This window comes from Plantibacter sp. CFBP 8804 (genome assembly GCF_014841225.1).
Lineage (GTDB): Bacteria > Actinomycetota > Actinomycetes > Actinomycetales > Microbacteriaceae > Plantibacter > Plantibacter auratus.
Window position 1 is genome coordinate 143567 of the sequence record NZ_JACYTU010000006.1, and the last position, 26992, is coordinate 170558.

Below are 26992 nucleotides of genomic sequence, written 5' to 3' on the forward strand. Positions count from 1 at the left end.
CCAGTGCAAATCGTCAGAATCAATCAGACAGGCGCTGGCTGAGCGCCCATATGATGGTCACAGTACGCCCGACCCGACCGGAAAAGCAGGACAGATGACGCAGCAACAGCGACTCAACGCCCTGCTCGAGCTCGTGAGCGAACGCGGCAACGTGACGATCGCGGAGATCGGCGAAGCGCTCGGCATCTCCGCGGCCACCGCCCGCCGCGACCTGACGGCACTCGCCGAACAGCGACTCGTCACGCGGACCCACGGCGGTGCCGCCGCCCTCGGCACCGGCTACGAGCTGCCGCTGCAGTACAAGATCGCCCGCCAGGCCGACGCCAAGATGGCCATCGCGAAGGCCACGGCCGCCCTGATCAACGTCGGCGACGCCGTCGGACTCAACGGCGGTACCACCACGAGTGAGGTCGCGCGCGTGATCGGGCGGAGTGAGCACCTCGTCCGTTCGGACGGCGACGCCTCGGTCACGATCGTGACGAACGCGCTCAACATCGCCTTCGAACTGTCCGTGCGCTCGCACGTGAAGATCGTCGTGACGGGTGGCGTCGCACGACGCCAGTCCTATGAACTCGTGGGCTCGCTCGTCGCTGGGGCGCTCGCCGAGATCGCCCTCGACGTCGCGATCCTGGGCGTCGACGGCCTGAGCGCGCAGTTCGGCGCCACCACCCTCCACGAGGGTGAGGCCTCGGTGAGTCAGGAGTTCGTCAAGGTCGCGAAGCGGGTCATCGTGGTCGCCGACAGCACCAAGATGACGAAGGCGACCTTCGCCCGCATCTGCCCGCTCGACCGCATCGACGTGCTCGTCACCGACCAGCCGGTGGATCCGACGCTCGCCGACGCCCTGGCCGCGGCCGGCGTCGAGCTCATCATCGCTGCCTGAGTCCTCTGCGGTCGCCGACCGGCGAGTCGCCCTGCTGTTCACTGAGTCGCCCCCTCCGGCCATTGAGCCGCTTTCCGGTCACTGAGCCGCGTTCCGGTCACTGAGCCTGTCGAAGTGCCGCACCCTCCCGGTCGTTGACCCCTCCTCTCGGCCGCTGAGCCATCCCCCTTCCGGTCACTGACCCGCCCTTCCGGTCACTGAGCCGCCCTCCCGGTCACTGAGCCTGTCGAAGTGCGACCCCGCTCCCCATGTTTCCGCGCGGTAAAACCTCTCCACATCGGCCGCTCCGCACTTGCGTCAGCGCTGTGATCGCCTATTGTCATTTCATGATCGTTTTGGCATCATATGAATCAACTTCACGCAAGGAAGCGGATGTGATCGAGTGAGCACTGCACCAGCCACCACCCCAGAAGGCCTCCGGGTCGCCGTCATCGGCACCGGCCAGCGGGCCTACATCGCCGAACACGTCGCCACGAGCCCCACGTCCGCATCGGTCGTCGCGGCGGTCGACACCACCGAGATCGGTCGCGGTCGGGCACGGCAGCTGTTCGGCGACGACATCGAGGTGTTCGACTCCCACGAGGCGCTCATCGCGCAGGGCGGTATCGACGCGGCGATCGTGACGACGCCCGACTGGACCCACAAGGAGATCGCGGTCGACCTGCTGCGCGCCGGCATCGCCGTCTACCTGGAGAAGCCGCTCGCGATCACGCTCGACGACGCCGACGCGGTCCTCCAGGCCGCCTACGAGTCGCGGACGCCGCTCTACGTCGGGCACAACTTCCGGCATGCGGCCGTCGTCCGGCTCATGCATGAGGTCATCGAGCGCGGCGAGATCGGCGCGGTCAAGTCCGTCTGGGTGCGTCACTTCGTCGGCAACGGCGGCGACTACTACTTCAAGGACTGGCACGCCGACCGCTCGCGCGTGAACACCCTGCTCCTGCAGAAGGCGAGCCACGACATCGACGTCGTCCACTTCCTCGCCGGCGCGTACACGCAGCGCGTCGTCGCGATGGGCGACCTCGCGGTCTACGGCGACATCGACGATCACGAGGACCGCAGCGGCCAGACCATGGCCGACTGGTTCTCCTACGACAACTGGCCGCCCGAGGCGCAGCGCGGCCTGAACCCCGTGGTCGACGTCGAGGACGTCTCGATGATGCTCATGACCCTCGAGCACGGGATCACCGCCAGCTACGAGCAGTGCCACTTCACTCCCGACTACTGGCGGAACTACACCGTCATCGGGACGCACGGTCGGCTCGAGAACATCGGCGACACCGCAGGTGGCACCGTCAAGGTCTGGAACCGTCGTCGCACCTGGAGCACCGAGGGCGACGTCGAGTACCCGATCGCGGGCGTCGAGGAGGGCCATGCCGACGCCGACCTCGACACGATGAACGAGTTCCTCGCCTTCGTCGCCGACGGCACCCCCACCACGTTGTCGCCGGTCGCCGCACGCCAGGCCGTCGCCGCCGGTGCCCTCGCCGCCCACTCGCTCCGCAACGGTTCGATCCCGCTCGACATCCCGCCACTCGACCCCGCACTCGTCGAGTACTTCTCCTCCCTCACCGCCAGCACCGCACCGCACTCCCTCGACGCCGCCGCCCGGTAGCGCACCTCGAAAGGACTCCAGTCATGCCTTCGCCGTTCATGAACCGCAACACCGCACCCGGCGGTCGCAACCGCCGCCGTGCCGTCCTCAGCGGCATCGGCCTCCTCGCCGCCGCCGCGCTCACCGCCGGCTGCAGCACCGGTGGCGGGGGCGCCACCGGTGGCGAGTACGCCGCCGCTCCGAAGGACCTCAAGGCCGAGATCACCTACGGCGTCTGGGACCAGGCCCAGGTCGAGGCGATCGACGCCAACATCGAGGCCTTCAACAAGGTCTACCCCGACATCACCGTCAACGTGAACGTCACACCCTGGGCCTCGTACTGGTCGAAGCTCCAGACGCAGGCCTCGAGCGACACCCTGCCCGACCTCTTCTGGTTGAACGGCCCGAACTTCCAGGTCTACGCGGCGAACGGCAAGATCGAGCCGATCACCGGCGCCGTCAAGGCGGGCGACATCGACCCGAAGAACTACCCCGAGGCACTGAACGAGCTGTACTCGCTCGACGACACCCAGTACGGCGTGCCGAAGGACTTCGACACGATCGGCGTCTGGGTCAACACGGCCCTTTTCGAGCAGGCCGGCGTCGCGCTGCCCGCCGACGGCTGGACCTGGGACGACTTCGACACCGCCGCGCAGGAGATCTCGACGAAGCTGAAGGATCAGGGTGTCTACGGCGCTGCCGGCGGCATGGACGGCCAGACCACCTACTACAACACGATCCTGCAGGCCGGCGGCGAGGTCATCAACGACGACCAGACCGAGTCCGAGTACGACAGCCCCGAGGCCCAGGAAGGGCTCCAGTTCTGGACCGACCTCATCGCGAACGGCTCATCACCCAGCATCCAACAGCTGACTGACACGCCGGCCGACCAGTGGTTCACCTCCGGCAAACTCGCCATGTACTGGGGTGGCAGCTGGCTGCGTCCGCTCGTCGGCGAGTCCGACGTCGCCGCCACCGCCCAGGCCTTCCCGCTGCCGACCGGCGAGGAGCAGGCGACGGTCATCCACGGTGTCTCCAACGTCGTCGCATCGGCGAGCAAGAACAAGCAGGCCGCACAGGCGCTGCAGGTGTTCCTGGCGAGCGAGGAGGCCCAGCAGCAGCAGGGCGACCTCGGCGCCGTCATCCCCGCGTTCACCGGCACGCAGCAGTCGTTCGTCGACTCCTACCCGACGATGAACCTGCAGGTCTTCCTCGACGCCCTCGACTACGCGAAGCCACTGCCGGTGTCTGAGAACACCGCCGCGTGGAACGCGCTCGAGGTCGAGCTCCTGCCCGACGCGTTCAGTGGCGACAAGCCGGTCGCCGACGTGGCGAAGGATCTCGCCGAGCAGATGAACGCCGCGCTGGCCAAGAAGTGACCGGTCAGACCGTGCTGCGCACCCCGTCGGCGCCGCTCTCCTCACCGAGAGCGGCCCGGCGGGGTGCCGCCCGCGGCGACGGTGCCTGGCCGTGGGTCTTCGTCCTCCCGCTCCTCACCGGCATCGGCGTCTTCTTCATCTGGCCGATGATCCAGACCGCCTACTACTCGTTCACCGAGTGGGGCGTGTTCGGCGGCACCACCTTCACGGGCGTCGAGAACTACGTCCGGCTGTTCGCCGATCCGAGGCTCTACTCCTCCCTCGGCAACACGCTGATCTACACGGCGGTGGTGCTCCTCGGCATCCCGATCGCCGTCTACCTCGCGAGCCTGTTGAACCTCCCGGGGCTCCGGTTCGCGAGCTTCTACCGGGTGCTCTTCTTCCTGCCGTACGTCGCGATGCCGACCGCCGTGGCCATCGTCTGGCGCATCATCTTCAACGGTGACTTCGGCATCCTCAACTACACGCTGTCGCTCGTCGGTGTCGACGGCCCTTACTGGATCAGTACGCCGGGCACCGCGATGTTCGCCGTGGCGATCGTCGGCCTCTGGTCGTCTCTCGGCTTCTCGATGATCATCCTGGCGTCCGGGCTCAAGAACATCGCACCGGAGCTGTACGAGGCGGCGGAGCTCGACGGCGCGACCCGGTGGCGGCAGTTCCGCTCGATCACGGTGCCGCTGCTCACCCCGAGCATCTTCTTCGTCACGATCATCACGGTCATCTCGAGCTTCCAGCTCTTCGACCTGCTGTACGCGATCCTCGGCAGCACCAACCCGGTGCTCCCGAAGAGCATGTCGCTCGTCTACTTCTTCTACGACCAGGGCTTCGTCCAGAACGACAAGGGGTATGCGGCGGCGATCGCGATCGTGATCTTCCTGATCATCGGACTCGTCACGCTCCTCCAGTTCCGGCTCCAGAAACGATGGGTCAACAATGACTGAGCAACTCACGGCCACAGCACCGCTCACCACCCGTGCCGTCACCGTTCCGGGTTCGGGTCGTCCGTCCGCCGCGTCCGCGCGACGCCGCGACGCCGGTCGGCCCGGCCAGCGGCGCGGGTCGCACGTCGTCGCCCACATCGTGCTCGGCGTCGGTGGCCTCATCATGGCGTTCCCGTTCATCTGGCAGATCATCATGTCGCTGTCGACGAACGCGGAGATGCAGAGCGTGGTCCCCACGTTCTGGCCGGCCGAACTGCAGTGGCAGAACTACGCCGCGGTGTTCGAGCGCCTCCCGTTCCTCGATCAGCTGCGCACCTCGATCGTCATCACGGTCATCAGGACGCTCGCGCAGATCGTCCTCTGCACGATGGCGGGGTACGCGTTCGCTCGGATGCGGTTCCGGGGGCGCGCGGTGCTGCTCGCCGTGACGCTGTCGATCCTCATGGTGCCCTCGCAGGCGTACCTCATCTCGCAGTACCAGATCGTGCAGGGCTTCGGTTGGCTGAACACCACGCTCGGCATCGTCGCACCCGGCCTCTTCAGCGCGTTCGGCACCTTCCTCATGCGGACGGCGTTCCTGAACCTGCCGACCGAGCTCGAGGAGGCGGCACGGATCGACGGCGCCGGGCCGTTCCAGATCTTCTGGAAGATCATGCTGCCGCTCGCGAGGCCCAGCATCAGCGTCCTCGCGATCACGACCGTGCTGTGGTCGTGGAACGAACTGCTCTGGCCGCTCGTGGTGTCCACCTACGCGAACTCGATGCCGCTCGCCGCCGGTCTCGCGACGCTCTCGAGTGACAAGACGACGGACTACCCGGTGATGATGGCGGCGTCGATCCTTGCGATGGCACCGGTACTCATCCTGTTCATCGTGCTCCAGCGCCGGGTGATCGACGGGCTGGCGTTCTCCGGGCTGAAGTAGCACTTCGACAAGCTCAGTGACCGGGTCTCTGCGCTGCTTCCGGTTCCTGAGCTTGTCGAAGGGCGTGACCGGCGGGGCGTCACGCCTCGCCGGTGCTCCACCAGGAGGCGATCGGCGTCCCGTTCACGACGTGGTCGCCGATCGCCCTGGCCTTGAAGCGGGACGGGTTGTGTGAGGCGATCGTGCGGGCGTTCCGCCAGTGCCGGTCGAGCGCCCGGTGCGTCTCGACGGCGCTCGCACCGCCCACGTCGAACAGGGCGGTCGCGGCGTCGAGCACGGCGGGCAGGATCACCAGCTGCGCGCGCGCCGTCGCGAGTTCGACGGCGGCGATCCGTTCCTGGACGAGATCCGGGTCGGCACCGAGGATCGCCGCGCTCGAACGACCGAGTGCGGTCGTCGCGGCGGCCAGGGCGGCGTCGGCGGCGAACGACTTCGCCGACAGCTCACCGACGACCTCCTGCACGATCGGGTCGGCCTGGGCGGTCGACGCCGCACCGTGGCTGTAGGTTCTGGTCCGCGTCCGGACGAACGCACCGGCGTCGTCGACGATTGCGCGGCCGATGCCCGTCACCGCCGCCAGCAGGACCAACTGTACGAACGCGCCGCCGTGCGAGGGGCGTTCCGGCTCGCGTCGGGTCACCGCCGACGCGTCGACGGCGACCTCCGTGAAGACGGTGGTGCCGCTGCCCGTCAGCCGCTGTCCGAACCCGGTCCAATCGTCGATCCGATCGACACCCGCGGCCTCCGTCTCGACGAGCACCGAGACGAACTCGCCGTCCTGCTCGGCGGCGACCCCGACGAGGTCGGCGAACAGCGTCCCCGTGCTGTAGAACTTGGTCCCGTTCAGTCGGAGACCGCCCGGCGTCTCGGTGAGCCGGGTGGCGAGGGAGCCCACCTTCGCGGTCGACCGCTCGTGGCTCGCGTTGCCGACGATGGCTCCGTCGGCCAGCCGGGCCAGGCGCGCCTCGCGGTCCGCGGACGCCGGCGCGTGCAGGGTGCGGTCGATGTAGGAGAAGTGGGATCGGAACAGCTGCGCGAGGTTCGGGTCGCGTCTGGCCAGCTCGGCGAGCAGCTCGAACAGCTCGCCGTGCGTGGCCTCCTCGCCGCCATACCGTCGCGGCAGCGTCACGCGGGGGAAGCCCGCTTCACGCAGCGCCTCCACCTCGGCATACGGCAGCCGGCGCTCGCGTTCCCGCTCGACGGCGTCCCGCCCGAGCTCGTCGAAGAGCGGTGCGAAGCGCTGCGCCAGGTCCCGGTCGATCGTCGCCGTCTCGCTCATGCCTGCTCTCCATCCGCCGGAACGGGCTCGGTCTCGGGCCGCGCCCCCGGAGCCTGCCACTCGGGCAGGGTGCCGTTGAGTTCGAACTGCCCGAGTGCCGCCGAACGCTGCACGGCGGGATTGTGGGAGGCGATCGTCCGGACGTTCCGCCAGTGCCGGTCCAGCGCGGTCGACCGGCCGACGGCGGAGGCACCACCGACCTCGAACAGGCGGCTGAGGGCATCGAGGACGAGCGGGAGGACGACCTGCTGGACGCGGAAGACCTCCAGGAGCGCCGAACGCGCGGCGTCGGGATCGGTGGCCGGTTCCTCCAGGGTCCGAGCAGACGCGAGGACGAGCGCGCGGGCCGTGTGCACGACGCTGCTCAGCTGGCCCACGATCGACTGCACGAGCGGATCCTCGCGTGGCAGGTGCTCGCCCGCGTGGCCGACGGTCCGTCGCCTGGCGCGCACATAGTCGACGGTGTCCTCAAGGGCACGTTGCGCGATGCCCGCCACCACACCGAGCAGGATGAGCTGTTGGAGGGCGCCCGTCCGGTGCCACCCCGCCGCGTCGCTGCTGTGAACGACGAGGTCGCGCGGGTCCACCGGCACGCGGTCGAAGGTGGTCGTCCCGCTTCCCGTCAACGGCTGTCCGAAGCCGTCCCAGTCGTCCACCGAGCGGGTGCCTGGATCGTGCGCGGAGACGGTCACCGCGACGCGGTCGGTCCCGTCGAGCGCGGACAGGTAGATCCAGTCGGCGTAGATGCTGCCGGTCGTGTAGTACTTCGTGCCGGTCACCGTGAGGAGTTCGTCGTCGCGGTCGAGGACGGTCTCGAGGTGTGCGGTCGCGTGCCGCTCCGACTGCGCGTTCCCGACGAGGTCGCCGGCGCTCAGCCGGGCGAACCAGTGCTCCCGATAGGCGGCGTCGGGCGAAGCGAGCAGCGCCTCGACGAACAGGATGTGTCCGCGCCAGACGTGCCCGAGGCTCGAGTCCGCCGCCGAGAGTGCGATGAGCCGCGCGAACAGCTGCTCGAGCGTGAGCCCGCCGCCGCCGGACGCGACGGGCACTCTGGCAGCGGCGAAGCCCAGGTGCTTGAGCTCGGCGACCTCGTCGAACAGGAGGCGCCGGTCGGCCTCACGCGACACGGCGCCGCCGCGGATGGAGGAGAGGAACGAGTCGAAATCGTCGGTGCTCATCGGTGCAGCACCCGCTTCGCCAGCACGTTGCCGAGCAACTGGGCGAGCTGCACGAGCAGGACGAGCGTGACGACGACGAGTCCGACGACGATCCAGTCGAACCGCTGGTAGCCGTAGGTCATGGCGAGGTCACCGAGGCCGCCGCCGCCGAGCACCCCGGCCACGGCCGTCGCATCGACGAGGGCGACAAGGATGTAGGTCAGTCCGAGGATGAGTGGGCCGAGCGCCTCGGGTACGACGATCGTGAACAGCACTCGCACAGGGCTCGCCCCCATGGCCGCGCCGGCCTCGATGGCACCCGGTGAGACGGCGACGAGGTTCGACTCGGAGACGCGCCCGATGGCGACGCTCGCGACGAGGATGAGCGGGATCGTCGCCGGAAGCGGTCCGAGGCCGGTGCCGAACACGAGCCGCGTGAGCGGGATGAGCGCGATCGCGACGATGAGGAAGGGCACCGGTCGGATGACGTTGATGATGAAGTTCAGGACGCCGAACACGACGCGGTTCTGCAGGAGGTTGCCGGGCCGGCTCGCATAGAGCAGGAGGCCCAGCAGGATCCCGATGACCGTCGCGACGGCGAAGGAGACGGAGACCATGAGGCCGGTCTCCCCGATGGCCTTGAGGAGACGCGGGAAGAACGCGTCGGGATCGAAGTCACGCATGGGTGTGCTCCTTCAGGGAGTCGGGGTCCTCGGCGAGCGGTTCGTGCCCGGCGGCGATCGGTCCGTGTTGCCCCACGCCCGGTCCCTGAGCTTGTCGAAGGGCGTGCGCAGGGTCGATCGCGGTGACGGTCGCCGTGGCTCGGAGCCCCGCGATGGCGGCGTCCACGCGGTCGTCCGGTCCGAGCAGCTCGACCGTGAGACTGCCGAACAGTCGGCCCTGGAGTTCGTCGACGCCGCCGAACACGACGTTGAAGTCGATGTCGTTGTCGCGGGCGACCCGCGAGAGGAACGGGTGGTTGGTGTCGCGGTCCTCGACGTGCAGCTGGACGAGGCGCCCGTGGTGCACGGCCCGGATCTTCGCGAGCACCTCGTCGGAGGGGATGTGGTGGAGCACCGACGAGACGAAGCGTCGCGCGGTCGCGGTGCGTGGTGCCGAGAACACCTCGTACACGCTGCCCTGCTCCACCACCTCGCCGTCCTCCATGACGGCGACCCGGTCGGCGAGTTCGCGGATGACGTCGATCTCGTGGGTGACGAGCAGGATCGTGACGCCGTACTCCTCGTTCACGCGCCGGAGGAGCTCGAGGACCTCGCCGGTCGTCTGCGGGTCGAGGGCGCTGGTGGCCTCGTCGGAGATGAGGATCTCCGGGCGGGTGGCGAGGGCGCGGGCGATGCCGACCCGCTGCTTCTGCCCACCGGAGAGCTGCGACGGGTAGGCGAGCGCCTTGTCGCTCAGCCCGACGAACGCGAGGAGCTCTTCGACGCGGTCGAGGATCTCGGCGTCCGGCACCTTCGCGAGTTTGAGCGGGTAGGCGATGTTCTTGTAGACGGTCCGGGACTCCAGGAGGTTGAACTGCTGGAAGATCATGCCGATCCGCTGACGGGCGGCGTAGAGCGCCTGCCCGGCGAGCGCGGAGATCTCGAGGCCCTCGACGACCACCCGCCCGCTCGTCGGCCGCTCGAGGGCGTTGACGGTGCGCAGGAGCGTCGACTTCCCGGCGCCGGAGTACCCGACGATGCCGAAGATCTCACCCCGCTCGACCGTCAGGTCGACGTGGCGCAGCGCCTCGAAGGCACGGCCCTTCACCTCGAACGTCTTGCTGACGTCCTCGAAGACGATTGCTGTGTTCATCACCTGCTCCTCTCGCGGGAGGGCCGTCCGGGAGACCCCGGACGGNTTCGGCTTGGAGCTCGGCGAGCTTGTCGCGGAGGTCCTTCACCGGCACCTTCACGAGGATCGAGTTCCCGGCGAACTCGTCGTCGAGCGCCTCGGCGACGCGCGGGTCGGCGTAGGTGTCCTCGAGGATCTTCCAGGCCGGGTTGTCCTTGTCCTCCTCGCGGGTGGCGATGACGTTGACGTAGGGGAGGTTCTTCTCGGAGAGCGAGTCGTCGAGGAAGAGCGCGTCGTCCTTCGTGATGCCCTGGCTCGGGTCGAAGTAGGAGGTCCCGACGACGACGGCCGCGAGGGACGGGTCGTCGAACTGCTGCGGGATGCTCGTCGCGGGCAGTGGCACGAACTGGAGGTTCTTGTCGTTCGCGGTGACGTCCTCGACGGTCGGGAAGTTCCCCGCGTCCGCTGCGATCTCGATGAGTCCGGCCGCGGCCAGGATGTTCAGGGCACGGCCGCCGTTGGACGGGTCGTCCGGGATCGCGATGCGCGCGCCGTCGGCGAGGTCCTTGACGTCGGTGAGCGTCTTCGAGAAGACGCCCCACTGCGTGATGACGGTCGAGAACACCGGCGTCAGATCGGCGTCGTTCTCCGCGTTGAAGGCCGAGAGGTAGAGGATGTGCTGGAAGGCGTTCGCGTCGACGGTGCCGGCGACGAGTTCGGTGTTCGGGAGGACCCAGTCCTTCACGTTCACCCACTCGACGTCGAGGCCCTTCTCGGCGGCGACCTCCTTGACGGCGTCCTGGAACTGCGTGTCCTCCGACACCGCGATCTTCACGCTGAGGCGCTCGGCGGGTGCGTCGGAACCGGTCGCCGCGTCGGCGGCACCGTTCTGGCCACCGACCACGACCGAGACGACGACGGCGATCGCGGCGACGGCGACGACCGCGACACCGCCGATCAGCAGGTTCCGGCGCTTCCGTTTGCCGGAGGCGATCGACGCCCGCAATTCGCTCGGTTCTGGTCCCGTGTGCTCACTCATGATGGTCCTCGGCTCTGTCTGTGGGTGCACTGGTGCGTGCACGGAGCCAGTTTCCACAGGCGTGCGGAGGGACGCCCGTTGCGTTACCGCGGACCGTCACCGTTCGAGATGAAACGTAAACGCGCTGCACGGGCGGGCGATCGTCCCTACACTGCGGCACGTCGACCGGCGCTCCGCACCTCCCGCGGTGCTTCGACAGGCTCAGTGGCCGGGGCTGGGGCTCATAGACCGGGGCTGGGGCTCAACGCCCGGGGCCCAACGCCCGGGGCCGGGGCTCAATGACCGGAGCTGGGGCTCGGCGACCGAATCCGGCGCTCAGCGGCGGGGTGCCCCGCGCGCCTCTACCGGTCCCTAAGCCTGTCTAAGGGCGGGGTCAGGCGGGGTGGACGACGTTGCTCCGGCGGCGGGCGAGGCGTCGGCCCGCGAGCTGATCGAAGATCGGGCAGTCGGGTGAGGGGATCGGCGACCCGTGGTGGGTCGGTGCTCCGGCCAGAGGGGTCTGTTCCGGAGGAGAGGACGCCGCCCGCGCGTCGAACCCGTGGGTGAGCGTCGTGAAGATCGGGGACGCGGAGCGCGGCGGGCGCGCGGACGAGCTGGGCACGGGGTCCTCTCGGGAGTCGGCGGCGAGGGCTTCGCGATCACGGTGAGTACGTCGCGACAGCAGTGCCCGTATTCTAGAACATGAATGCTGAGTGTCGGCCGCCACCTGTCAGGTGGCCACCGTCACCCGACGTCGTATCGCGCCAATGCATCGGCGTCCTGGGCGATCCGCGATGCCCGGCGGGCGGCGTCGAGCGCCTCGACCGGATCGTCGACCGCTGCCGCCTCCGCGAGCGCGAGCTGCCGCTGTGCCTCGGCGAGGCGCGTCCTCGCGTCGGCACCCACCCTCCCTCGGTGCGCGGAGATGACGTCGACGGCGACGCGGATGTTGCTGTCCGCGGTGAACAGTGCCCCGCGCATCGCCTCGCGTGCGTTGTCGAGGCGCTGCTGTGCGCTCCGGGCGGTCGCGAGGGCCGCGTCGAGATCGATGTCGGCGGCGCGAACCGCCTCCAGATGTCGCATCGGATCGGGCAGGACGCGGTCGCCGTCCGTGGACGTGGTCGACTCCGCCTCCAGGAGCGCGCGGTTCGCCCGCTCGACGGCAGCCGCGATGACGGCGGCCGTCTCCGCGCGTTCCACCGTCGCGCCCAATGCCTCCGCTTCGGCGATCACCGTGCGGAGCTCCCGCCCCGCTGCGGCGAGTTCGGTCTCCGCTGCAGCGATGCCCGCGAGCGAACGCTCGACGGCGTCCAGCCGGTCCTCCGCCTGCTGCAGCTCGCGCCCCAGGGCGTGCAGTGACGCGGCGGCCGGCTGGGCGGTGTCGATCCGATCCTTCGTCTTCGCCGCATCGGCCGTCGCCTGGTCGACTGCGTCCTGCGCGGTCCGGCGGAGCACCCGGGCGTCCTCGACGGCGTTCGCCGCATAGCGATCGGCGGCCGAGGCGATCGCGAGGCCGGTGGTGGTGAGTCGTTCGCGCGCGCGGTCGATGCGTCGCTCGAGCTGGTCGAGGAGCTCGGGCGCCGATCGCTCCGCGCCACGGCGTTCGTCGAAGCCGCGCAGCCGGGCGCTCAGCGTGCGCTCGACGTCCTCGCAGACGCTGATGATCCGCTCGTTCCAGGCGCGGCGCTGCGCCTCCGTGTCGGCGATCTCGTCCTCGAGCGACTGACGGAGCCGGAACGCCTCCCCGAGCGCCGAGCGTGCCGAGGCGACGTCGGCCGCATACCCTCGGGCGGCTTCGCGTCCGAACTCCGCTTCGGCGAATCCGACCTCGTCCTCGGCCTCGCGGACCGCGTCGTCGGTGCGGACGAGGGCGATGCCCGCGCGGCGGTGGAGGTCGTCGATGGAGGCGACAGGGGTCTTCGGGTTGCGCCGACGCAGCAGGGTGACGAGCAACCAGACGATGATGCCGACGCCCCCGAACACGATCAGCGAGGGGAGCCACCACAGGTCGTCCATGGGCTCCAGTCTACGAACGCGGAGCGGGGATCGGCTGGGAAGGACGTGGCGTCGGGCGTCGGGCGTCGACGGCTTTTCGACGCCTGTCGAGCTTCCTCGGGATCGCGTTCGACGCGTCGGTCCGCGGGGCTACCCTGAACCCATGACCCGCCAGCAGCGCCTCGTGCTCACGATCGCGATCCTCTCCTCGTTCGTGGCGTTCCTCGACGGCTCGGTCGTGAACGTCGCGCTCCCCGCGATGACGAAGGAACTCGGCGGCGGCCTCATCGTGCAGCAGTGGGTGGTCGACGCCTACCTGATCACCCTCGGTTCGCTCATCCTGCTCGCGGGCTCGCTCTCCGACGCGTTCGGGCGCATCCGCATCCTCCGCATCGGGCTCATCGGCTTCGGCGTCACCTCGATCCTGTGCGCGGTCGCACCGACCGCCGAGGTGCTCATCATCGCCCGGCTGCTCCAGGGTGGCGCGGCCGCGCTGCTCGTGCCGAGTTCGCTCGCCATCATCATCTCGACGTTCAGCGGCGTCGCGCAGGGCAAGGCGATCGGCACCTGGACGGCATGGACGGGGGCCGCGGGCATCACCGGCCCGCTGCTCGGCGGGGTGCTCGTCGACACGCTGTCCTGGCGCCTCATCTTCGCCATCAACATCATCCCGATCCTCGTCACCCTGTGGCTCATGATGCGTACTGACCGCGTACCCGAGCCCGAACACCGCCCGCGGATCGACGTCGTCGGTGCGGTGCTCGGCGCCGTCGGGCTGGGTGGTCCCGTCTTCGCGCTCATCGAGCAGGAGCGCTACAGCTGGTCGAGCCCGATGCTGCTCGTGCCGCTCATCGGCGGGGTCGTGTCCTTCGTCGCGTTCCTCTGGTGGGAGCGCCGCCACCCCGACCCGATGCTGCCGCTGTCGCTCTTCCGCGTGCGGAACTTCGGCTACGGCAACATCGCGACCGTCTTCATCTACGGCGCCCTCTCGCTCGGCTTCTTCGCCATCGCCGTCTTCATCCAGCAGACGGCGGGCTTCAGCGCCACGCTGGCCGGCATCGCGACGCTGCCGCCGACGCTCGTCATGCTCGCGTTGTCGTCGTGGTTCGGCAAGCTGGCCGGCAAGCACGGACCGCGGCTGTTCATGACGGTCGGGCCGATCATCGCCGGCGTCGGCTTCCTGCTGATGATGGGTGCGCAGCAGGACCTGAACTACTGGGTGCAGCTGTTCCCGGGCATCCTGCTCGTCGGTCTCGGCCTCGCGATCACGGTCGCGCCGCTCACCGCGGGCATCCTCGGATCGATCGACCCGGCCCATGCCGGCATCGGATCGGCGGTCAACAACGCGGTGTCGCGCGTGGCCGGCCTGGTTTCGATCGCCCTGGTCGGCATCATCGCCGGTGGCGCGCTCGGCGTCGACGGGTTCCCGCGGGTGGTCCTGGCGACCGCCGTGTTCATGTTCGTCGGCGGCGTGGTGTCGTTCGTCGGTATCCGGAACCCGCGGACCGCGACCGCGCCGGAGACGACGACCTCGTCGCCGGCCTGACGCTGTCGCCTGGCGGCGAGCCCTCGGTCAGAGCGGATCGACACCCGTGACGGCGGGCGCGGTGGTGGCCGCCCCGATCACCGCGTGGAGCATCTCGCGGAGCTGGGTGAGATGCTCGGCGTCCATCCGGAGCTCGTTCATGACCCGGTGCGGGATGGCCTCCGCCTGAGTGCGCAGCTCACGGCCGGCGGTGGTGAGTGAGACGTCGAGCACGCGTTCGTCGAGTCGGCTGCGGTCGCGTCGGACGAGCCCGGCGGTCTCGAGGCGCTTGAGGAGCGGGGACAACGTCGCCGGCTCGAGCTGCAGCGCTCCGCCGAGGTCCTTGACCGAGCGCGGGCTGTGCTGCCAGAGGGCGAGCATCACGAGGTACTGCGGATGGGTGAGACCGAGCGGTTCGAGGATCGGCCTGTAGAGCGAGATGACGCTGCGCGACGCGACGGCGAGCGCGAAGCAGACCTGGTTCTCGAGCTGGAGCAGGTCGTCGGCCGTGGCGACGGTGGTGGATTCGTTGGCGGTCACGGTCCCATCGTACCCAAATGATTAGTACACTCATCAATATGAGCGAGAAACGATCCTTCCGGGAGTCCGTGCGCGAGGCCGGTGGTCTGTACGGCTGGGTGAACGGCCGCATGTGGAAGGTGCTCGGTCCGCCGCCCCTCGGTCCCTACAACGAGGAGCCGTTGCCGCCGGCCGCGCAGTCGGGGTGCCCGATCTGCGGCCACGCCATGTCGGAGCACATCGTCGATCGCACGACCGGCCCGCGCACGCAGCTGCACTGCCCGAAGGCGCCGGCCGCCTGAGGGCGATCTCCATCCCGGATGGCAGGACGTCATCCTCCAGGTGCATGCGGGCTTCCGCCACGCCTGCTGAACTGGTGATATGCCTCAGGTCAACATTTCTTCCACGCCGCCGGTCCCGTCCACCGGCGACGCCACCTCGCGTCGCTGGCACCTCATCGACGCCCTCCGCGGGTTCGCACTCGTCGGCATCCTCTTCGTCAACGTCCCCGACATCACCCGGCTCGGTAGCGACATCCCGTTCGACCAGCGACAGTCCACGCTCATGGACACCGTGCTCGAGTTCGCGGTGCAGACGCGGTTCGTCCCCATCTTCGCCTTCCTCTTCGGGCTGAGCGCGATGCTCGTGATCCAGGGCGCCCGCCGTCGCGGCACCGGCGCGCTCGTCCCGATGCTGCTGCGTCTCGGAGCGTTGCTCCTGATCGGTGTCGCGCACGGGTTCCTGTACCCGGGGGAGATCCTCCGCGAGTACGCGATCTGCGGGATCCTCATGCTCCCCCTCATGCTGTGGTTGCCGCGCTGGGCGCTGCTCGGGTCCGGCGTCGTGCTCACGATCGCCGCCTACGCGCTCACGGGCGGTGGCCTCGCGACCCTGCCCGGACTGTTCCTCGCCGGTGCGGGGGCGGCGGCGCACGGCTTGCCGAAGGTGCTCGACGCCGGGCGGCGGCCCGTGTGGATCACCTTCCTCGTGGCGGCGGCCCTCGCATTCCCGGCCGTCGTCTGGCAGACCACCGAACCCGGCGACCCACGGTTCACGACCGCCGGAGGGATCGCGGGCGGGATCCTCGCCGTCGTGTACGTCACCGGATTCGCGCTGCTCTGGCAGACGCCGGTGCGTCGGGTGCTCGCGGCCGTCTTCGAACCTCTCGGTCGCATGGCCCTCACCAACTACCTCGCCGCGAGCGCCGTGTTCGCGGTCGTCGGGCTGGTCGTCCCCTTCCGGGAGATCGACGACCTGGCCGCGGTGAGCGTCGCAGCGGTCGCGCTCATCGCGGTGCAGTCGGTACTCAGCCGCCTCTGGCTGCGACACTTCCGCTACGGGCCGGTCGAGTGGGTCTGGCGGATGGCCACCTGGCGTCGCGCCGTCCCGCTGCGGGGTGCTGCGCTGCCGGCCGCCTGAGCGCTGAGTCGCCCGGAACTGCACGGTTTCGGCTCGGATTCGTGCAGATCCGGGCGACTCAGCGGGGCGGGAGCGAGGCGGCAGCGACCGCGACCGTGTCCGCTGGTTCGCGTCCGAGCAGGGTTCGGAGGTCGTCACCCGTGCCGTCGAGGAATCCGTGCCGGACGCTGGTGAAGATCGACATGAGCATGGCGGGCTGGAATGGCTTGAGCGCGGCCTCAGCCAGCGTCGACCGCTGCTCGGCGAGGGAGACGCTGCGAAGCGGAACGGCCAAGCGATCGGCCACCTGCGCGGCCGTGATCGGTTCGCCCACGAGGTCGTAACTGCGACCGACGTGGTCCGACGGTGACTCTGCGACGACGGCCGCGGCCTCGGCGAGGCCGGCTCGTGCGACGGCGGCGAGCGCCCCGTCGCCGAATGCCGAACCGAGCGAGTCGCCCGACCACGCCAGGAGCGACCCGAACAGTTCGGCGTAGAGGCCGTTCCGCAGGATCGTCCAGGCCAGGCTGCTGTGCTGCAGCCGACGCTCGGTCCACCGGTGCGGGAGCGCGAACGCGAGGTGGTCTCCGGCCGAGGTGAGGCTCGTGTACACGACATGCTGAACCCCGTCCCGCTCGGCCGCGGTGATCGCCGTCTCGTGTCGGGCGATCACGACGTCGTCCTCGGCTTCACCCGCCGATACGAGGACGAGCGTGTCGACCCCGACGAAGGAGACGGTGTCGGGGTCGTCGAAGTCGATCCGTCGCGTGCCGTCCTGTCCGCTGCGGTTGCTCGCGAGCGGTGCAGCCCCACGGGCGGTGAGCGCATCGAGGATCGCGCTGCCGAGTTGGCCGGTGGTTCCGGTGACGAGGATCATTTCAGGGCCTTTCGGTGTTCGGACTGATGACTCGGACGAGTCTGCGTCCCCTGTTCCGGCCCCACAAGAAGGCACTTCCATGTCACTCACGCACACCGCGGTAACCGCCGACCTCGAACCCTGCGGCAAGGAGGACCACCCGGACTGCGGCATCCGGGACGTCCTCGACCGCATCGGCGACAGCTGGTCGGTCCTCGTCGTCGTCGAGCTCGCGTCGGGCGACCGCCGGTTCCGCGAACTCCAGCGGGCGATCGACGGGATCTCCCAACGCATGCTGACGCTGACCCTCCGCCGCCTCGAACGCGACGGCCTCGTCGACCGGACCGTGTACCCGACGGTTCCCGCGCAGGTGTCCTACGCGCTCACCTCGTCCGGTGCTGGGCTCTCCCACCTGATCAAGACGCTCGTCGACTGGTCGCTCGAGCAGCGGCCGGTGATCGCGGCGTCGCGTTCGGCGTACGACGCCGCCCACCCGGGGCACCGCATCCGGTGAGCACTGTCGCGTGACGCCCGCGCGGAGTAGCGTCGGCGCATGGAGCATCCGATCGTGCATGATCCCGACGACCCGTTCGTCGAACGCGTCAGGCGGTTGTGCCTCGCCTATCCGGAGGCCGTCGAGACGTTCGGCCACGGACGCCCGCGGTTCAAGGCGGGCAAGCGCGTGTTCGTGACCGTCGGGTCGGAGATGCGCATCCCGCACAGCATCACGTTCACGCCGGCCGAGGAGGAGCGCGGCGCCTGGCTCGAGGACGACCGGTTCTGGTCGCCGAAGTACGACGGCCCGTCGGGCAAGCTCGCGTTCGACGCCGGTCTCGACGGCGACGACGGCCGCACGCTCGACGACGTCGACTGGGCACTCATCGCTGAGTTGATCGACACCTCGTACCGGCAGGTCGCCCTCCAGCGGCAGCTCCGGGCGCTCGACGCGCGCTGACCCGGGACGGGCCCGGTCGCGGCAGCATCTCGAAAGGGTCGTGCCAGACTGACGACCGGGGGAGCGTCATCGAGACGCATCGGAAGCGGGGAGCCATGAGCGACGGGGGCGCAGCCGGGACATCGCCTGAGCGCGATGACGCCGAGGCCAGCGCCGCCGGATCCGTCCACGCGACCTCGACCGTGGCGACCTCGCCCGACCCCGACGACGCATCCGCGGATCCCCAGGATCCTGTCCGCCGGTCGCCCCGAGTCGCGTTCCTGATCGCGTATCTCATCCGCTCCGTCGACCTCGTCGTCTCGGCCGTCCTCATCATCGCCATCGGGGGCGTCGTCATGACGCTTTTCAACATCGTCGGCACCGCCATGCGCGTCGATCAGTCGACCGGGTCGTACGGCCCCGACGCGCCGCTCGTGCTCGGCGGGCCGTCGGGGGCGGAGCTCTGGTACCAGATGCTCGGCTCGCTCGGCGGGTGGATCCTCCTCGCCGTCGGCGTCATGCTCGTGATCGTCCAACCGGTGATGGAGGTCGTCCGTCGGAGGACCCCCTCGCGAGGGCTCGCCTACGTGAGCGGCCTGACGGCGGTCATGGTCGCCGGGATCGGCTTCGGTCTCCTTGTGGTCTTCGGGATACCGCCCGTGGGGTTGCTCGCCAGCGGAGCCGCTGGTGGGCTGGTGAGCAATCTCGGATCAGCACTCGCGATACTCGTCTTCGGACTCGTCGTCTACGGTGCCCCCGTGCTGATCGTCGCCGCGCTCATCATGCTCCTCTCCTTCGCCATCGGCCGGCGAGGGGTGCGGGTCGTAACTGCGGTGCTCGCCGGTCTCGTCGTCGTCGCGGTCATCGTGGCGTCGACCGGTGCGTTCCGCCCGCCGCCCGCGCGTGAGGTCGCCGCGGCGCAACGGTCCGAAGCCGAGGACGGATTCACTCGGGCGCTCGCGGACATCGACGGGATCGCCGACATCGAGGTCGTCGGTCACGGCGCGACGGTGACGATGTCGCTCGATGCCGGCGTCGGGCAGGTGCTCGGCGCGGCGGACGCGGCGAAGCGTGCCGGGGAGGACCTCGAGGGCATCGCGATCGTCGTCATCCAGCGCGAGCCGGACCCGACGTCGGCCGCCCAGCAACAGGATCCACCACGGGGACCGTGGCGGGTGCAGCTCGTGCCGAGCGATCAGAGCATCGATGAGATCGCCGACGAACTGCAGCGGCTGATGCTGACGGAGCGGCTGCAGGTGTCGATCGCCGTCACGGAGGGGGCACCGCTCATCACCGTCTTCTCCATGGACGCCCTTCCCGCGGCGGTCCGGGAACTCCGCGGGATCTACCCGGACGGCGCGCACTACCGTGTGCCGGAACGCTTCTCCATGGCGGACGACCCGGCCGAGCTGAGCGTGCCGATGGTCGACGCCATCCTCGCCGTCGTCGAGGCCTATCCCGGTGTCGAGATCGAGGTCAACGCCCAACCGAAGCTCTACGTGAACGACGTGACCCCGGAGGAGGCTGCAGCGATCGTCGCCATCCTGCAGGACCCGGCGCTCGCCGGAACGAGTCCGTCGGGGTACCCCGCCGACTACCAGATCCACACCTCCGGCCCCGAGGGGGACGTCTACCTGGAGGGCACCTTCGGTTGAGCCCCTGCCGGTAGCGTGAGGGGATGACCGCCGCTCAGCCCTCCCGCCTCCAGTTCGGTGCCTTCGTGATGAACACCGGCTCCCACATGCAGCACGGCCTCTGGCGCCACCCGGAGGCGAAGCAGCACACCTTCGACGACGTGAACCTGTGGGTCGACCTCGCGAAGACGCTCGAGCGGGGTCGGTTCGACACGATCTTCTTCGCCGACGTCGTCGGGGTCTACGGCGGTGCCGGGGCGTCCTTCGACGTGAACGCCCGCGAGGGCATGCAGCTGCCGAGCAACGACCCGTCGATGCTGCTGTCGGCGCTCGCGATCAGCACCGAGCACCTCGGCCTCGCGTTCACCTCGTCGATCCTGCAGGAGCACCCGTTCACCTTCGCCCGGAAGATCTCGACGATCGACCACGCGTCCGGTGGGCGGGTCGGCTGGAACATCGTCACGAGCTTCCTCGAGAACGCGGCGCGCAACTACGGGCTCGACCGCCTCGTCGAGCACGACGAGCGGTATGCGTGGGCCGAGGAGTACGTGGCGGTCGTCGGCAAGCTCTGGGAGGGGTCGTGGGACGACGGCGCGCTCCTCGCCGACAAGGCCAGCGGCGTCTTCGCCGACCCCACCAAGGTGCACCGGATCGACCACGTCGGCGAACGGTACCGCGTGGAAGGCCCGCACCTGTCGTCGCCGTCGCCGCAGCGCTCGCCGCTCCTGTTCCAGGCCGGCTCGTCCGGTGCGGGGAAGGCGTTCGCCGCGAACTACGCCGAGGTGCAGTTCATGATGGCGCCGAGCATCGAGGCCGCGCGGGCGTCCGCGGAGTCGACGCGCGCGCTCGTCGCCGAGACCGGCCGCGACCCGCGCGACGTGAAGTTCTGGCAGGCGATGTCGTTCATCGTCGGCAGCACCGAGGAGGAGGCGAAGCGCATCGAGGCCGAGTACGACGACCTCCTGTCGGCCGACGCGTTCCTCGCGCACTCGAACCTCGGCACCGACCAGGCGACCGGGAATCCGATCGACCCGGACACCCCGCTGAAGGACGTCGAGACCCAGGGCGGGCACAGCATGCTCGAGGCGCTGCAGGCCCTCTCGCCGGACCGTGAGCCGACCGTGCGCGACCTCGCCAAGCTCACCGCGAAGCTGCGGGGTCGCGTCGTCGGCACGCCGGAGCAGATCGCCGACCACCTGGCCGAGTGGCGAGCGGCCGGGATCGACGGGATCAACGTCGCCAACTGGATGATCCCCGACTCCTACGAGGTCTTCGTCGACGAGGTCATGCCGGTGCTGCAGGAGCGTGGGCTCGCCCAGCGGGAGTACGCGCCTGGCACGCTCCGCGAGAAGCTCTTCGGGGCGGAGCCGACCCTCCCGGAGACGCACCCGCTGCGCGCCTACCGCGGCGCCTTCGCCGGCCGCTGACCCGCACCCGCTCGGCAGCAGGACATCCTCCCGAGAGCAGTACGTCTCGACGCGGAATGTCCTGCTCTCGGGCCGATGCCCTGGTCTCGTGCCGCGGCGGGCTACTGCGGCTTGGCCGTACCGACGGCCCAGACGAAGGGCGGCGGCGTTCCGTTGATGGACCAGTCGCCGACGATGCGCGTCTTGTAGATCACGGGGTTGTGCGACGCGACCGTGCGGGCGTTGCGCCAGTGGCGGTCGAGGGCGCTCGTGCGGCTGACGGCTGAGGCGCCGAGCGTGTTGAACAGCAGCGTCGCGGACCGTGGGACGAGCTCCGAGAGCACCACCTGCGCCTGGGCGGAACGGATCTCGGCCTCGATGTTCGCCTGTAGGTCGTCCGCGGAATCCCGGTCGGCGGCGGTCTCCGATGCCCGCTCGATCGCTGTGGCGACCCCGAGCACGGTCTGCTTCGCGACGAACGCGATCGACGAGATCTCGCCGACGACCGCCTGGATCTGCCCGTCATCCTTCACGAGCGGCGCGAGACCATGCGTGTACACGCGGGTGCGCGCACGGATCTGCTCCCCGGCGTCGCGCTCGACCGCCGCCGCGATCCCCGCGTGCACGGCGATGAGCACGTGCTGGTAGAGCGCGGTCTGGTATCGGAACCGGTCGGTGAAGGGGTGCAGCTGGTCGGCGTCGACGACGGCGTCCTCGAACACGATCGTCCCCGTGCCGGTGAGCTGCTGCCCGAAGCCGTCCCAGTCGTCGGCGATCGTCACGCCCAGCTGGTTCGTGCGGACGAGCACGGTGACCTCGGTGTCGGGCTGGCCCTCGACGACGAGTCGCGCGGTGGCGTCTGTCCAGTCGGCGTAGATGCTGCCCGTCGTGTAGAACTTGCGGCCGTTCACGACGTAGCGACCGTCGCGCTCGGTGACGACCGTTCCGGAGACGCCGAGCGCGCCCGAGCCGACCTCGCTCCAGGCGTTGCCGACGATCTCACCGGCGACGAACCGCTCGAGCCAGGCGGTGCGTCGATCGCTGGGGGCCGCGACCAGCTGGTCCTCGACGAGGGCGATGTGGCCGCGGAAGATCTGCGGGAGGTTCGAGTCCGCCGCGGCGAGCTCGATCAGGAGTTCCGTGAACTCCGGGAAGGTGAGCCCCGAACCACCGAACTCGGCGGGGACCCGAAGCGCGCCGAAGCCGGCGGCGGCGAGCTTCCGCACCTCCTCCCGCGGGAGCCGGTGCTCGAGCTCGCGCTCCACGGCGCCGGCCTGGATCTCGGCGAACAGCGGCAGGAGCAGCTCGCGGGCGGCCGCGAAGCCGACCGGGCGGGCGGTGGTGGAGGGTGCGGAGGTCATCTGGTTCCGTTCCGGAGGCGGCGGTGGGCTGGTCGTGTGGTTGGCCCTTCGACAGGCTCAGGGACCGGTGGAGGTGCTCAGGGACCGGTGGAGGTGCTCAGTGACCGAGGGCTGGTTCGGTCCCTGAGCGGGAGTTCTGGTCCCTGAGCCTGTCGAAGGGCGGGAGTGGCGCGAAGGCCTAGGTGTACAGCGAGATCGGCTGCAGCTCGCCGTTCAGGTGGTTCGCACCGACCTCGAGCTTCTTGTAGTCGACCGGGTCGTGGAGGGAGTGCGTGCGCACGTTCCGCCAGAACAGGTCGAGCCCCACGGAGGCCTTCGCCGAGCTGGAGCCGGTGACCTCAAAGATGCGGTTCGCGACCTCGATGCCGAGCTCGGTGGAGACGACCTTGAGCTTGGCGATCTCGATGGCGATGGCGCCGCGGTCCTCCGCGGTCACGTCCGCTCCCCGCTCGATGATGCGGTCGAAGCGGGCGTTCGTGCGGTCGGCGAGCGCCTCGACGGCGGCGATCGACGACACGAACTCGCCGACGACGCGCTGCACGAACGGGTCGTCGCGGTAGGTCTCGGCGCGGCTGAGGAACCAGGCGTTCTTCCGTGCCCGGACGAGCTCCGTGCCCTGCGCGAGCGCACCCTCCGCGATGCCGAGGTAGAGGTTGCCGAACACGAGCTGGATGCCCGGCGTCACGAGGGAGGAGAACGGTTCGTCGCCGACGGTGCCGAGGATGTCCGCCTGCTCGACGAGCACGTCCTCGAACCGCACGGAACCCGAGGCGGAGAGCCGCTGGCCGAGCGCGTCCCAGTCGCCGAGGTAGGTGATGCCCGCGCGGTCGTGGTCGAGGACGAACTGGAAGATCGTGCCGTCGTGGTCGCCACCGCGGACGACCGCGTTGACGAGGATGACGTCGCCGGCCGAGGCGCCCGTCGAGAAGCGCTTGAGGCCGTTGAGGCGGAACGCGTCGCCGTCCTGGGTGAGCGAGAGGTCGGGGTCCGTCGGGTTCACGGAGTCGCCCCAGATCCACCGGCCCTCCACGGTCTTGCGGTGCCACTCGGCCTGCGTGGCCGGGTCGGCGGTGAAGCCGATGTTGCCCGCGTTGATGTAGTGGTAGGCGAGCAACTGGCCGATGGAGGCGTCCACGCGCGACAGGATGCGGACGACCCGGAAGGCGCTCTCCCAGTGGCCGCCACCGCCACCGAACTCGGCGGGGTCGAGCAGGTTGACGAGGCCCGATTCGCGGAGGAGGTCGAGCTCAGTGGTGGGGTCGAGGTTCGCGCGGTCGCGTTCGAGGACGTCGACGGCGAGCTTGGCGGCGACCTCGGAGGCGACGGCGTCCCAGTGCGCGAGCTCGGCGTCGTCGGCGGTGCCGGACCAGTGGGTGCGCCCTTCGGGGACCGGCTGCCCGGTCACTGAGCCTGTCGAAGTGCTGATCGTGTCGATGCTCATGCTGAGGCTCCCTCTGGGGCGTAGGCGTTGGTCTCGTCGGCGTTGTCGGTGTCGAAGAGGGAGGGTGCGGTGTCGTCGGCGGCGGACGGCTGCCCGACGTAGGCGCCGCGGTACTGGTGGGCCGGGTGCCACTCGGGCACGACGGGGGAGCCGGTGCCGTTCAGTCGGCCGCGCAGCGTCCCCTCCGGGTACTCGTCCCAGACCCGGCCGCGGCGACGCAGCTCAGGTACGAGTAGGTCGACGACGGCCTCGAACGTGCCGGGCGTGATGACGTAGGCGAGGTTGAAACCGTCGGTTCCGGCGACGTCGATCCACCGCTCGATCTCGTCGGCGACCGTCGCGGCGCTGCCGACGAACACGGGCCCGATGCCGCCGATGCCGATGTAGTGGGCGATGTCGCGCGGTGTCCACTCGCGTTCCGGGTCGGCGAGCGTGAAGATCGCGAGCGCCGAGCGGGCGGCGTCGGTGTCGACGTACTTGAGCGGCTTGTCGGGGTCGAAGGACGAGAGGTCGAGGCCGGACCAGCCGCCGTAGAGGGTGAGGGCGCCGTCGAGCGAGATGTACTGCTGGTACTCCTCGTACTTCGCCTGCGCCTCCTCGTCGGTCTCGGCGACGATCGCCGTGGCGAGGGTGAGGATCTTCACGCTGTCGCGCGGGCGTCCGAGGGCCTCGGCGCGGTCGCGGATGTCGTCGGTCGTCTTGCGCGTCAGCTCCGGGACGAGGCCGTTGATGAACACCGCTTCACCGTGGGTGGCGGCGAACTGGCGACCGCGCGCCGAGGCGCCGGCCTGGAAGATGACGGGGGTGCGCTGCGGCGACGGTTCCGAGAGGTGGATGCCGGGCACCTGGAAGTGCTCGCCCCGGTGGTTGATGGGGTGCACCTTGGTGGGGTCGGTGTAGACGCCGTTCTCCCGGTCGATGACGACCGCGTCGTCCTCCCAGGAGCCCTCCCACAGTTTGTAGGTGACGTCGAGGAATTCCTCGCCGATCCCGTACCGGTCGTCGTGCTTGATCTGGGTGGTGAGGCCGAGGTTGCGGGCGGCGGAGTCGAGGTAGGAGGTGACGACGTTCCAGCCGACGCGACCCTTCGTGAAGTGGTCGAGCGTGGAGAAGCGGCGGGCGAGGGCGTACGGCAGCTCGTAGGTGGACGCGACGGTGACGCCGAAGCCGAGGTGCTCGGTCGCCTTCGCCATGGCCGACACCTGGATGATCGGATCGCCGACGGGCAGCTGCGCCGAGTCGATGAGCGCGGGCGCGGAGGAGTGACGGTAGACGTCGTAGATGCCGACGACGTCCGCGATGAACAGGGCGTCGAAGGTGCCCCGCTCGAGGAGTCTGGCGAGGTCGATCCAGTAGTCGATGTCGTTGTAGCGGTGAGCCTGGTTGTCGGGGTGCTTCCACAGGCCGGGCGCCTGATGGGTCACGCAGCTCATGTCGAACGCGTTGAGGATGATGCGCTTGCTCACAGGGATACCACCGGGTCGTCTCGTCGAGGCTGGGTCCGACGGCGATCACGGCGCCGTCCAGCACGACGGTACTCGGGGGCCCGGGTGCTCGCGAGGGGCCCGAAACAGAGCGTCACATGGGCCGCCGGGCGTCCGTTCCTCACGGTTCCTTCCCAGAGTTACTTTACCTTACGTAAGGTACAGTAACTCCCATGAGACCCAGTGCACGGAACGAGATCCTCGATGCGGCCGTCCGCGTCGTCGACGCCTCCGGAGAGGCCGACATCACCTACGAAGCGGTGGCGCAGGAGGTCGGTCTGACGAAGGCCGGCCTGCGCTACCACTTCCCCTCACGGGACGCGATGATGATCGCGGTGATCGAGCACGTCGTCGCCCGCTGGCAGCGCGAGCTCGTGGAGGAGCTGGGGGCGCCACTCGAGACGTCGACGCTCGAGGAGCGGGTGCGGGCCTTCGTCGCCTTCGCCGGGGAGGGCGGTGCGAGCCAGGGCGAGTTCGTCGTCTTCGCCGAGGCGGTCAGGCGTCCCGAACTCGCCGCTCCCTGGCTCGAGTACCTCCGCACCTGGTTCGGGTTCGGCGAGGACACCGATTCGACCTCCCTCCTGCTCGTCTGGTTGGCGGCGAACGGCCTCTGGATCGCCGAGGCGACCGGCATCCTCGACGTCGGCCGCGACCAGCGCGCCGACCTCGTCTCGCGACTCCTGGCCCTCGCTGGAGGTGAAGCCCGATGAAGAAGTGGCTGATCCTCTCCGCCGCCATCCTGCTGGAGGTCACGGCGACCCTCTCGCTCCGTGGCGCCATCGAGAACCCCTGGTGGTCGATCCTCGCGGTGGCCGGATACGCGGGCGCGTTCGTCGCGTTGTCGCTCCTGCTCCGCATGGGGGTGCCGATCGGGGTGGTCTACGGCATCTGGGCCGCTGCGGGCGTCGCGCTCACCGCGGTGCTGGCGTCGCTCGTGTTCGGCGAGCAGTTCACCTTCATGATCGGGCTCGGCATCGCGATCGTGATCGCCGGCGTCGTGCTCGTTGAGACAGGCCACGCCCCGGAGTCGCCGAAGCCCGCGGCGACGAACGAGGAGGCCGGCGCATGACCTGGTTGCTCCTGGCCGGCGCCATCGTCACCGAGGTCGCCGCGACGCTCTCCCTGCGCGCCTCGGAAGGCCTGCGGAAGAAGCGGTGGATAGCCCCCGTCGCCGTGTTCTACGTGACCGCCTTCGGGTTGCTGACCATCGCACTCGCGAACGGCATGCCCGTCGGAATCGCCTATGGGATCTGGGCCGCTTGCGGGGTCGCCCTCACCGCCATCGGTGCGCGCGTCCTGTTCAAGGAGAAGCTGACGCCGAAGATGATCGTCGGCATCGGCCTCATCGCGGTCGGTGTCCTCGTCATCGAGCTCGGCTCCCAAGCGCACTGACCCGCGTTGATCGCGCCCGCGCGCGGCGGTGGGGACCGGTCCCCATTGAGCGTGCGGCGAGTCTGCGGCATCCTCGTCCT

The 26992-nt window shown here is 69.5% G+C and carries 26 protein-coding genes and 1 pseudogene; 15 read left to right on the forward strand and 12 right to left on the reverse strand.

Features of this window, described 5'->3' with window-relative positions; all coding sequences use genetic code 11:
• Positions 1-94 precede the first annotated feature (94 nt).
• The 5 genes from IFU11_RS12860 to IFU11_RS12880 all read left to right on the forward strand — a co-directional run bounded on the left by IFU11_RS12860 (position 95) and on the right by IFU11_RS12880 (position 5719).
• A complete protein-coding gene (locus tag IFU11_RS12860; RefSeq protein ID WP_079706484.1) occupies positions 95-883 on the forward strand; it encodes a DeoR/GlpR family DNA-binding transcription regulator in 789 nt (262 codons plus the stop codon).
• A gap of 382 nt (positions 884-1265) precedes the next feature.
• Positions 1266-2498: a Gfo/Idh/MocA family protein gene (locus IFU11_RS12865; RefSeq protein ID WP_192019176.1), complete on the forward strand. Its 1233-nt coding sequence runs from the start codon at positions 1266-1268 to the stop codon at positions 2496-2498.
• A 23-nt stretch (positions 2499-2521) separates the two neighbouring features.
• Positions 2522-3856, forward strand: a complete 1335-nt coding sequence (locus tag IFU11_RS12870) for an ABC transporter substrate-binding protein (protein WP_228501925.1) — start codon at positions 2522-2524, stop codon at positions 3854-3856.
• A complete protein-coding gene (locus tag IFU11_RS12875; RefSeq protein WP_371742781.1) occupies positions 3853-4797 on the forward strand; it encodes a carbohydrate ABC transporter permease in 945 nt (314 codons plus the stop codon). Before IFU11_RS12870 ends, IFU11_RS12875 begins: the two co-directional genes overlap by 4 nt.
• Positions 4790-5719, forward strand: a complete 930-nt coding sequence (locus IFU11_RS12880; protein ID WP_192019177.1) for a carbohydrate ABC transporter permease — start codon at positions 4790-4792, stop codon at positions 5717-5719. Before IFU11_RS12875 ends, IFU11_RS12880 begins: the two co-directional genes overlap by 8 nt.
• 79 nt (positions 5720-5798) lie before the next feature.
• Here IFU11_RS12880 and IFU11_RS12885 read toward each other — a convergent pair whose 3' ends face one another.
• From IFU11_RS12885 to IFU11_RS12915, 7 genes and pseudogenes are all read right to left on the reverse strand, one after another.
• Complete coding sequence (locus IFU11_RS12885; protein ID WP_192019178.1) at positions 5799-6998, reverse strand: acyl-CoA dehydrogenase family protein; 1200 nt, start codon at positions 6996-6998, stop codon at positions 5799-5801.
• Positions 6995-8176 carry a hypothetical protein gene (locus tag IFU11_RS12890; protein ID WP_192019179.1) on the reverse strand — a complete coding sequence of 394 codons (1182 nt, stop codon included), beginning with the start codon at positions 8174-8176 and terminating at the stop codon, positions 6995-6997. The genes IFU11_RS12885 and IFU11_RS12890 overlap by 4 nt, the downstream gene beginning before the upstream one ends.
• Entirely contained in the window at positions 8173-8838 is a 666-nt protein-coding gene (locus tag IFU11_RS12895; protein WP_071260563.1) for a methionine ABC transporter permease, read from the reverse strand. Before IFU11_RS12895 ends, IFU11_RS12890 begins: the two co-directional genes overlap by 4 nt.
• Positions 8831-9970, reverse strand: coding sequence for a methionine ABC transporter ATP-binding protein (locus IFU11_RS12900; RefSeq protein WP_192019180.1), 1140 nt, complete (start codon positions 9968-9970; stop codon positions 8831-8833). The genes IFU11_RS12895 and IFU11_RS12900 overlap by 8 nt, the downstream gene beginning before the upstream one ends.
• A gap of 46 nt (positions 9971-10016) precedes the next feature.
• A pseudogene (locus tag IFU11_RS12905) lies at positions 10017-10988 on the reverse strand (MetQ/NlpA family ABC transporter substrate-binding protein); the annotation flags it as partial.
• A 373-nt stretch (positions 10989-11361) separates the two neighbouring features.
• Entirely contained in the window at positions 11362-11589 is a 228-nt protein-coding gene (locus IFU11_RS12910) for a hypothetical protein (RefSeq protein ID WP_192019181.1), read from the reverse strand.
• A gap of 122 nt (positions 11590-11711) precedes the next feature.
• On the reverse strand, positions 11712-12983 hold the full coding sequence (locus tag IFU11_RS12915; RefSeq protein ID WP_124767547.1) for a hypothetical protein: 1272 nt from the start codon (positions 12981-12983) through the stop codon (positions 11712-11714).
• 142 nt (positions 12984-13125) lie between these two features.
• Between IFU11_RS12915 and IFU11_RS12920 the strand changes: the two genes are divergently transcribed.
• The gene (locus IFU11_RS12920; RefSeq protein ID WP_124767546.1) at positions 13126-14508 is read left to right on the forward strand and encodes an MFS transporter; all 1383 of its coding nucleotides are present in this window, start codon (positions 13126-13128) and stop codon (positions 14506-14508) included.
• A gap of 27 nt (positions 14509-14535) precedes the next feature.
• Here the strand turns inward: IFU11_RS12920 and IFU11_RS12925 are convergent, their stop codons facing one another.
• A complete protein-coding gene (locus IFU11_RS12925; RefSeq protein ID WP_079706494.1) occupies positions 14536-15027 on the reverse strand; it encodes a MarR family winged helix-turn-helix transcriptional regulator in 492 nt (163 codons plus the stop codon).
• Between the two features lie 38 nt (positions 15028-15065).
• Here IFU11_RS12925 and IFU11_RS12930 point away from each other — a divergent pair, with 38 nt between their 5' ends.
• Positions 15066-15308: a hypothetical protein gene (locus IFU11_RS12930; protein WP_064296841.1), complete on the forward strand. Its 243-nt coding sequence runs from the start codon at positions 15066-15068 to the stop codon at positions 15306-15308.
• A gap of 79 nt (positions 15309-15387) precedes the next feature.
• On the forward strand, positions 15388-16425 hold the full coding sequence (locus IFU11_RS12935) for a DUF418 domain-containing protein (RefSeq protein WP_192019182.1): 1038 nt from the start codon (positions 15388-15390) through the stop codon (positions 16423-16425).
• Positions 16426-16483: 58 nt separating this feature from the next.
• On the opposite strand, the gene IFU11_RS12940 is transcribed toward IFU11_RS12935, so the two are convergent.
• Complete coding sequence (locus IFU11_RS12940) at positions 16484-17281, reverse strand: NmrA family transcriptional regulator (protein WP_192019183.1); 798 nt, start codon at positions 17279-17281, stop codon at positions 16484-16486.
• Between the two features lie 79 nt (positions 17282-17360).
• Between IFU11_RS12940 and IFU11_RS12945 the strand changes: the two genes are divergently transcribed.
• The 4 genes from IFU11_RS12945 (at position 17361) to IFU11_RS12960 (ending at position 21255) form a co-directional block, all read left to right on the forward strand.
• Entirely contained in the window at positions 17361-17774 is a 414-nt protein-coding gene (locus IFU11_RS12945) for a winged helix-turn-helix transcriptional regulator (protein WP_192019184.1), read from the forward strand.
• Positions 17775-17813: 39 nt separating this feature from the next.
• Positions 17814-18215, forward strand: coding sequence for an MmcQ/YjbR family DNA-binding protein (locus tag IFU11_RS12950; RefSeq protein WP_137244098.1), 402 nt, complete (start codon positions 17814-17816; stop codon positions 18213-18215).
• A 95-nt stretch (positions 18216-18310) separates the two neighbouring features.
• Positions 18311-19849, forward strand: coding sequence for a hypothetical protein (locus IFU11_RS12955; RefSeq protein WP_192019185.1), 1539 nt, complete (start codon positions 18311-18313; stop codon positions 19847-19849).
• Between the two features lie 23 nt (positions 19850-19872).
• Positions 19873-21255 (forward strand): LLM class flavin-dependent oxidoreductase, encoded by a 1383-nt coding sequence (locus IFU11_RS12960; protein WP_192019186.1) that lies wholly within the window; start codon positions 19873-19875, stop codon positions 21253-21255.
• A gap of 101 nt (positions 21256-21356) precedes the next feature.
• Here IFU11_RS12960 and IFU11_RS12965 read toward each other — a convergent pair whose 3' ends face one another.
• From IFU11_RS12965 to IFU11_RS12975, 3 genes are all read right to left on the reverse strand, one after another.
• Positions 21357-22595, reverse strand: a complete 1239-nt coding sequence (locus IFU11_RS12965; RefSeq protein WP_192019187.1) for an acyl-CoA dehydrogenase family protein — start codon at positions 22593-22595, stop codon at positions 21357-21359.
• Positions 22596-22773: 178 nt separating this feature from the next.
• Positions 22774-24036: an acyl-CoA dehydrogenase family protein gene (locus IFU11_RS12970; RefSeq protein ID WP_192019188.1), complete on the reverse strand. Its 1263-nt coding sequence runs from the start codon at positions 24034-24036 to the stop codon at positions 22774-22776.
• A complete protein-coding gene (locus IFU11_RS12975; RefSeq protein ID WP_192019189.1) occupies positions 24033-25502 on the reverse strand; it encodes an LLM class flavin-dependent oxidoreductase in 1470 nt (489 codons plus the stop codon). Before IFU11_RS12975 ends, IFU11_RS12970 begins: the two co-directional genes overlap by 4 nt.
• A 191-nt stretch (positions 25503-25693) precedes the next feature.
• Here IFU11_RS12975 and IFU11_RS12980 point away from each other — a divergent pair, with 191 nt between their 5' ends.
• From IFU11_RS12980 to IFU11_RS12990, 3 genes are read left to right on the forward strand one after another with little or no spacing between them, the layout of a single operon-like run.
• Positions 25694-26230: a TetR/AcrR family transcriptional regulator gene (locus tag IFU11_RS12980; RefSeq protein WP_086475328.1), complete on the forward strand. Its 537-nt coding sequence runs from the start codon at positions 25694-25696 to the stop codon at positions 26228-26230.
• Positions 26227-26589: a DMT family transporter gene (locus IFU11_RS12985; protein WP_192019190.1), complete on the forward strand. Its 363-nt coding sequence runs from the start codon at positions 26227-26229 to the stop codon at positions 26587-26589. The genes IFU11_RS12980 and IFU11_RS12985 overlap by 4 nt, the downstream gene beginning before the upstream one ends.
• A complete protein-coding gene (locus tag IFU11_RS12990; RefSeq protein ID WP_071260538.1) occupies positions 26586-26912 on the forward strand; it encodes a DMT family transporter in 327 nt (108 codons plus the stop codon). Before IFU11_RS12985 ends, IFU11_RS12990 begins: the two co-directional genes overlap by 4 nt.
• Positions 26913-26992: the final 80 nt, after the last annotated feature.

Coding starts and splice junctions, on each gene's coding strand:
- IFU11_RS12955 (WP_192019185.1), top strand. CDS start 18,311: ATGAGCGACGGGGGCGCAGCCGGGACATCGCCTGAGCGCGATGACGCC.
- IFU11_RS12960 (WP_192019186.1), top strand. CDS start 19,873: ATGACCGCCGCTCAGCCCTCCCGCCTCCAGTTCGGTGCCTTCGTGATG.
- IFU11_RS12990 (WP_071260538.1), top strand. CDS start 26,586: ATGACCTGGTTGCTCCTGGCCGGCGCCATCGTCACCGAGGTCGCCGCG.
- IFU11_RS12895 (WP_071260563.1), bottom strand. CDS start 8,838: ATGCGTGACTTCGATCCCGACGCGTTCTTCCCGCGTCTCCTCAAGGCC.
- IFU11_RS12930 (WP_064296841.1), top strand. CDS start 15,066: ATGAGCGAGAAACGATCCTTCCGGGAGTCCGTGCGCGAGGCCGGTGGT.
- IFU11_RS12920 (WP_124767546.1), top strand. CDS start 13,126: ATGACCCGCCAGCAGCGCCTCGTGCTCACGATCGCGATCCTCTCCTCG.
- IFU11_RS12965 (WP_192019187.1), bottom strand. CDS start 22,595: ATGACCTCCGCACCCTCCACCACCGCCCGCCCGGTCGGCTTCGCGGCC.
- IFU11_RS12980 (WP_086475328.1), top strand. CDS start 25,694: ATGAGACCCAGTGCACGGAACGAGATCCTCGATGCGGCCGTCCGCGTC.
- IFU11_RS12950 (WP_137244098.1), top strand. CDS start 17,814: ATGGAGCATCCGATCGTGCATGATCCCGACGACCCGTTCGTCGAACGC.
- IFU11_RS12935 (WP_192019182.1), top strand. CDS start 15,388: ATGCCTCAGGTCAACATTTCTTCCACGCCGCCGGTCCCGTCCACCGGC.
- IFU11_RS12900 (WP_192019180.1), bottom strand. CDS start 9,970: ATGAACACAGCAATCGTCTTCGAGGACGTCAGCAAGACGTTCGAGGTG.
- IFU11_RS12860 (WP_079706484.1), top strand. CDS start 95: ATGACGCAGCAACAGCGACTCAACGCCCTGCTCGAGCTCGTGAGCGAA.
- IFU11_RS12885 (WP_192019178.1), bottom strand. CDS start 6,998: ATGAGCGAGACGGCGACGATCGACCGGGACCTGGCGCAGCGCTTCGCA.
- IFU11_RS12915 (WP_124767547.1), bottom strand. CDS start 12,983: ATGGACGACCTGTGGTGGCTCCCCTCGCTGATCGTGTTCGGGGGCGTC.
- IFU11_RS12940 (WP_192019183.1), bottom strand. CDS start 17,281: ATGATCCTCGTCACCGGAACCACCGGCCAACTCGGCAGCGCGATCCTC.
- IFU11_RS12970 (WP_192019188.1), bottom strand. CDS start 24,036: ATGAGCATCGACACGATCAGCACTTCGACAGGCTCAGTGACCGGGCAG.
- IFU11_RS12870 (WP_228501925.1), top strand. CDS start 2,522: ATGCCTTCGCCGTTCATGAACCGCAACACCGCACCCGGCGGTCGCAAC.
- IFU11_RS12945 (WP_192019184.1), top strand. CDS start 17,361: ATGTCACTCACGCACACCGCGGTAACCGCCGACCTCGAACCCTGCGGC.
- IFU11_RS12890 (WP_192019179.1), bottom strand. CDS start 8,176: ATGAGCACCGACGATTTCGACTCGTTCCTCTCCTCCATCCGCGGCGGC.
- IFU11_RS12880 (WP_192019177.1), top strand. CDS start 4,790: ATGACTGAGCAACTCACGGCCACAGCACCGCTCACCACCCGTGCCGTC.
- IFU11_RS12985 (WP_192019190.1), top strand. CDS start 26,227: ATGAAGAAGTGGCTGATCCTCTCCGCCGCCATCCTGCTGGAGGTCACG.